Source organism: Caldimonas tepidiphila (assembly GCF_003569765.1).
GTDB lineage: Bacteria > Pseudomonadota > Gammaproteobacteria > Burkholderiales > Burkholderiaceae_C > Caldimonas > Caldimonas tepidiphila.
Window position 1 is genome coordinate 1 of the sequence record NZ_QXMG01000126.1, and the last position, 5,476, is coordinate 5,476.

General features: G+C 61.5%; 5 protein-coding genes and 2 pseudogenes. All 7 read right to left on the reverse strand.

Features of this window, described 5'->3' with window-relative positions; all coding sequences use genetic code 11:
• Window positions 1-16: 16 nt before the first annotated feature.
• The 7 genes and pseudogenes from D3A59_RS24535 to D3A59_RS24565 all read right to left on the reverse strand — a co-directional run bounded on the left by D3A59_RS24535 (window position 17) and on the right by D3A59_RS24565 (window position 5,435).
• Window positions 17-769, reverse strand: a complete 753-nt coding sequence (locus D3A59_RS24535; RefSeq protein WP_119157925.1) for an HAD-IA family hydrolase — start codon at window positions 767-769, stop codon at window positions 17-19.
• Window positions 760-1,227 carry a YbaK/prolyl-tRNA synthetase associated domain-containing protein gene (locus tag D3A59_RS24540; protein ID WP_119157926.1) on the reverse strand — a complete coding sequence of 156 codons (468 nt, stop codon included), beginning with the start codon at window positions 1,225-1,227 and terminating at the stop codon, window positions 760-762. The genes D3A59_RS24535 and D3A59_RS24540 overlap by 10 nt, the downstream gene beginning before the upstream one ends.
• A gap of 175 nt (window positions 1,228-1,402) precedes the next feature.
• A pseudogene (locus D3A59_RS24545) lies at window positions 1,403-1,603 on the reverse strand (L-asparaginase); the annotation flags it as partial.
• Window positions 1,604-1,748: 145 nt separating this feature from the next.
• Entirely contained in the window at window positions 1,749-2,378 is a 630-nt protein-coding gene (locus D3A59_RS24550; RefSeq protein WP_119157927.1) for a helix-turn-helix transcriptional regulator, read from the reverse strand.
• A gap of 131 nt (window positions 2,379-2,509) precedes the next feature.
• Window positions 2,510-3,994: a cysteate racemase gene (cuyB, locus tag D3A59_RS24555; RefSeq protein WP_240636202.1), complete on the reverse strand. Its 1,485-nt coding sequence runs from the start codon at window positions 3,992-3,994 to the stop codon at window positions 2,510-2,512.
• Window positions 3,995-4,179: 185 nt separating this feature from the next.
• Window positions 4,180-4,606 (reverse strand): annotated as a pseudogene (locus D3A59_RS24560) (transposase); the annotation flags it as partial.
• A 70-nt stretch (window positions 4,607-4,676) separates the two neighbouring features.
• Entirely contained in the window at window positions 4,677-5,435 is a 759-nt protein-coding gene (locus D3A59_RS24565) for a cation:dicarboxylate symporter family transporter (RefSeq protein ID WP_119157929.1), read from the reverse strand.
• Window positions 5,436-5,476 lie beyond the last annotated feature (41 nt).

Genomic DNA, 5,476 nt, shown 5'->3' on the forward strand with positions numbered 1-5,476 from the left:
ATAACTCCGTCCGGGGTCAGGGGAATCTCGCTCTCAATCTATTTGCGCAACAAAGCCTGCTGCCGACCTCGAGCATCCGGCAAAGTGCTCGAAGATCAGGAAAGATTAGCTGAGGTCGGCGATCACCGTGCACCCATTGCACACTTGTCTGCGAACTTGACCGCACGATCCAGGCCGCCTGCAACCCGGCAGCTAATGCTCCGGCAATGTCCAGTTCGGCATCGTCTCCAACGTGAAGCACCCGGTCCGCAGCGACACCGGCCAAAGCAGCTGCGGCTTGGAAGATCGCGGCATCGGGTTTAGCGCAGCCGAAGGTCGACGCCCTCAGATCCGCCTGAAAGAATTGTTGAACGCCGGCAGCCTTGAGACACCCATTGCCGTTGGACACAGCAACCAAGGGATAACGCCTGGCCAGCCATTGCAATGCTGGCAGCACATCCTCGTAGAGTTCCACCCGCTGCCGCTCGGCAAAGAAGACCTCATAAGCGGCACCGGCGAGACCTGCGTCCTCGTCTGACAGCGTAAGGGCCATGCGAATCGACTCCAGACGCAGAGATTTGAGATCATGCGCCAATTCAGGCCGTTCGCGCTCTGTAGCTGAGCGCAGTTCATGCAACTTCTGTGGCGATGTGAGCACGCTCGCCGTTCCAGGTGCATGCTGTAAAAGCCACTTGTGCAGTACCCTTTCGGCCCGCTCCACGGATGGAGCAAACGGCCATAAGGTATCGTCCAGATCCAAGGTAATCGCCGAGACGTTTGCTAAGCACATAGGGACTCGAGAATTGGCTGTGCGATTCGTACGAAGTCCCGGGAGTCGAGCACGATCGACCGATCGAGGCGGCCTGCATTGAAGGCGATCTCGTCGTGGTTGTTGACCAAATCGGGATCAACCACCAGCTTGATCTTCGAGGAAAAGGAGAAAGGGGGAATGGCGCCGATCTGGCACCCTGTCTCTTGGATGGCTTCCTCAGCCGTTGCAAGTGTCGCTCGCTTGATGCCGGCAGCCTGTGCCACTTTCTTGAAATCCAGTTTCCTGTCACCGGGCAGGACGGCAAGCACCAGATGGGCGGACGTATCTCTGCTTTTGCAGAGCATGGCCTTGGCGCCCTGCCCCGGAGTGGTCCCCCGGATGCGGGCGACCAGGTCGGACTTCCCTTCGGCTGGATGTTCTATCACCCGGAAACGAGCGTTCTCTCGATTGAGTAAGGTTAAGAGCTGGTCAAACATGGCGATTTTGACAGGGTCTAGTATCGGCGGCCCCGTATGGGACCGCCTCGCATTGATAAACAGGCGCTGGCCGCGTCAGGCAGCTCAGGCGGGAACTCGCACCGCAACAGGCCGGAACGATCTTCCCGATAACACTATGCCGCCATGACGCTAATCACACGACAGACGAAGTGGGTCAGTACTTCCAGAGCAGTCGCTGCAGCTCCTTCGTGTCGGTTGTCTTTGTCAGCGCCAGGGCCGTCAGGATGCGCGCCTTGGCGGGGTTCTGATCATCCACCACAACGTAGTCGTTCTTGTCGTCGTTGGTCTCGCCGTTACGGACGAGGGCTCCGCTGCCCGTGCGGGTGGTACGGACCACGAACACGCCCTTGGCACGCATGTGCAATAACTGCACTTTGGTTAATGCCTTGGGCTTACACGCCCATTGCAAAGAACGTAGTGGATGCGCTGTCAGGACGGGCCAGTCCCTGTAGGCTCAGTGCTCCTGCGGCACCGGTTTGTCGAGCAGGAGAAGCCGTGCGTCACTTGGCATAGCTGTACACCGATGCGCGGGAAATGCCCAGATGCGCAGCGACTGTCTCCATCGAGCGGCGTACATCGAGCAGGCCGGCTGCTTTCAGTTCCTTGACCACGGCTCGTCGGTCATCGACCTTGAGCGCACGAGGTGTCGTTGCCAATCGAGCTGCGAATTGATCGATCCGTGCCCGGATTGCATCGGCCCCCCCTGCGTCCAGCGTCTCGTTCACCGGTACTTGACCTTCGACCGAGACAAACTGGTTCAGCACGCTTTGGAAGGCCTGGAACAGGCTCAGGTCGACGTTCATGCACAGCGCAGCGATGTAGCGGCCCTCGGAGTCCTTGATGCCGATCGAGGTGCTCTTGGCCTGCCGTCCGTCAGAGAACTTGTTCGGGTAGTTCGCAATGACCTGCTCGAACTCGGGGTCCAGGATCCGAGCCAGCCCGAGCTCGGTCGCCGGGTGCCCGACTTCGCGACCCGAGAGGTTGTTGTGGATCGCAAGGATGGCGTGCTTGGGATCCAGGAGGTCGTGCACCACGACTTCGCAGAAGGGGGCGAAGGTCTTGGCCAGTCCGTCGGCGACCTGTTGCAGTTGTTCGAGCAGCAGGCGCTGCTCCGGTGTCCGCTTTGTCATGCTGGATAGTTTGTCTGATATTATACAAACAGTCAAACCCGTCCAGCATGACGTGGTTTAGCGCATGAGATGCGCGAGAGACGTGTCTCGCGTCACCCTCTGGAGCTCCTGTCAGCCCCGTTAGCCCGCAGTTATGAGAAGGATTGACCCCGCTGCGCGAGCGCAACGCATCGCGCTGCAAGAATTTCAGTGGGGTCGATCAGTACCATCGACTCGCGCACTTTTGCCTCCAGCTCGACAAGGGGCAACTCCGTACAGCCAAGGATGACCGCTTGGGCTCCCTGCGCGGTGAGATGCTCAATCGCCGCGGCCACGTACTCGCTGCAAGCGCCGCTGGTGAATCCAGCCTTGACACCCTTCTCTCCGTAGATTGCCAGCATCACTTGAGCCTGGTGGTTTGCGTCGGGCACCAGCAAGCTCATACCGGCCGACTTGATGACCTCGCGATAGACCCCGCTTGCTACCGTGCCCGAGGTGGCGAGCAGACCGACGGTGCCCACTGCCGGTAGTTGCGTGCGCAGATGCGCGACCACCTCGGACAGCATGTTCACGATGGGTATTCCCAGATAGGGCTGAATACGATCCACGTAGGCATGGGCAGTATTGCAGGGGATGACAATGGCAGCGGCGCCGTCGGCTTCGAGGCGCTTGCATGTAGCCAGGAGGGGGATCGTCGGATCCTCCCCTCCACCGATCAGGTTGGCTGTGCGGTCGGGGATCTGGGGATTCTGCTGGACGACCATCTTGATGTGGTCCTGGTCTCGGGCGGCCTGCGTGAGGCGCACCACCTTGCGCATGAAATCCACCGTCGCCGCCGGACCTACGCCGCCGAGCACGCCGAGCTTGAACTCGCGCGACGGCGGCACAGCATCCACCTCCAGGGCGAACTCGGCGTAAACCAAATTGGAGTCAAGGAGGGGAACGGGCACGAGCGGACGCAGCGAGTCGATCAGCACCGGAACCTCGGTTATCCCCGGCACAATGATTCCCGCCCCCTGGTCGATAAGGTCGGCGCAGGTCTCAAAAAGGAGCTGGAGGCATTCGCCACTATGGTGTCCTGCGCGCACGCCGCGCGGGCCGTAGATCGCCGTCATGAGCTTGTCGTTCTGCACTGCTGCATTCGGGTAGACGATCCGGCCGAGTTCGCCCAACTCGCGCTCGAAGATGCCCGATTCTCGCACGTAAGAGGAAGTGAGCACCCCGATCGTTCTCACCCCTGCATGCTTGTGCGCGATCCGGTGGCGCAGGGCATCGAAGACGCTCACCACCCTCAGGCTGATTTCCGGCGTGATCTCGCGCAGGAAGGTGTGCGACACGAAGCATGGCACCAGAGCGATATCGATGCCTTGCTCTTCCATGTCTTTGAGTGCGTTGTAAACATAGAATTTTCGCCGGGTCGGGTCGTAGCCCTGTTCGGCGGTAGCCGGTCCGTCCTCGAAATTGCGCTGCGCGAAGGCAATGTCGGCGGCCGGCATCCCCGTGCTGCGCTGAGTCGCGCGGATCATCTTCAGCAGCAAATCGGCGCCTGCCATCGCTCCGAGTCCACCGACCACGCCATATCTGCGCTGGGCCGGGGTGTTTTCGCTCCGTTTCTGCATCACTTGCCTCTTGATCATGTTGCGCTCGGCCGGACCAGGCGGAGGCCTGGGCGCTAGGGTCTGTTTGACAAGGTTTTCGATTGCGTCCGTAGAGGGCCAACTTTCCCTGTAGCTCTCTATGAAATCGAGCTTCAACAATGGCCGTAGGACCGGCCCTCGGGACCCTGTCAAACAGAGCCTAGAGCGTGTTAGGGCTGCTGCGGCAGCTCGCCCACCTGCGCGCGGCCCTGCTCGTCAGCGGGCTTGACCTTGAGCGCGAGAAGCTGCCCCAGCGTGTCCACTGCCACATGGACCTTGGAGCCGCTCTCGGGCGTTGACTGCGGCGTACGGTTGTCCAGGATGGCGGCGGAGGGCTGAGCCTGGCGGCCCTGCGCTTGGCGCTGTAGCACGCGCAGGTCATGTACCCGTGCCTCGAAGACGCCCGCGGCAAACCAGTGCTGGGTCTGCGGGTACACCAGAGGCCAGGGCGGGAAGTCGTGGAGCAGCATGTGCCACGCGCCGCCGACCCGGACGATGTAGCGCAGGGCTTTGAACACCTTGCGCAGGCTGTGGCGCCGTGCAAGCTGGCCTCGGGCAGCAACGCCAGGTACGGCAGACGAACGCCCATTCCTCGTCCGTGACGTCGCTCGGTTAGGGCTTGCGAGCGGCTGCGGTGAATCCGGTCATCCGCCCTACAGGGGGACGACCGGCTCAGTTCCTATCACGCTCTAGCGACCCGGGCTTCCCCCTCGACTGCTTCCCCGGCCTGGAGGAATTCGTCTGCCTTGAGGACGTGGGCCGTATCGAAGACGGTCTGATCGAGCTCACCCTCGCTATGCGCAACCACGCAAGCGACCGCGCAGTCACCCGCCACATTCAGCGCGGTACGGGCCATGTCGAGGATTCGGTCGATGCCGGCGATGATCGCAATGCCCTCCAGCGGCAGTCCGACCGAGGCCAGGACCAGCGACAGCATGATCAGCCCGGCGCCGGGCACCCCAGCGGTGCCGATGGAAGCCAGGGTTGCGGTCAGCACGATGGTCAGGTACTGACTCGTGTTCAGGTCGAGGCCGTAAGCCTGGGCAATGAACACCGCACACACTCCCTGGTAGAGAGCGGTGCCATCCATGTTGAGGGTGGCGCCCATAGGCAGGACGAAGCTCGAGACACTTCGCGACACACCGAGATTGCGCTCCGCCGACATCATCGTGACCGGCAGCGTCCCCGAGCTAGACGTGCTGGTAAACGCGACCATCACCGGTTCGATGCTGCCCTGGAAGTAGCGCAGCGGGTTGAGCCGAGCAATAAACTTGATCAATCCCCCATAGACCACTACCGCGTGGACCGCGCAGCCGAGATAGACCATCGCAATGACCTTCGCCAGCGGGGCCAGCAGGTCGAGCCCGTAGGTGCCGGCGACCCAGGTCATCAGCGCGAACACGCCATACGGGGCGAAGGCAATGGGCTCTGTTGCACAAATGAATTGAGGGGGAGCTTCCCCTGACCCCGGGCGGAGTTATG

Bases quoted from the DNA above. Each gene is read 5' to 3' on its own strand.
- D3A59_RS24535 (WP_119157925.1), bottom strand. From the start codon at position 769: ATGTGCTTAGCAAACGTCTCGGCGATTACCTTGGATCTGGACGATACC.
- D3A59_RS24550 (WP_119157927.1), bottom strand. From the start codon at position 2,378: ATGACAAAGCGGACACCGGAGCAGCGCCTGCTGCTCGAACAACTGCAA.
- D3A59_RS24540 (WP_119157926.1), bottom strand. From the start codon at position 1,227: ATGTTTGACCAGCTCTTAACCTTACTCAATCGAGAGAACGCTCGTTTC.
- cuyB (WP_240636202.1), bottom strand. From the start codon at position 3,994: ATGATCAAGAGGCAAGTGATGCAGAAACGGAGCGAAAACACCCCGGCC.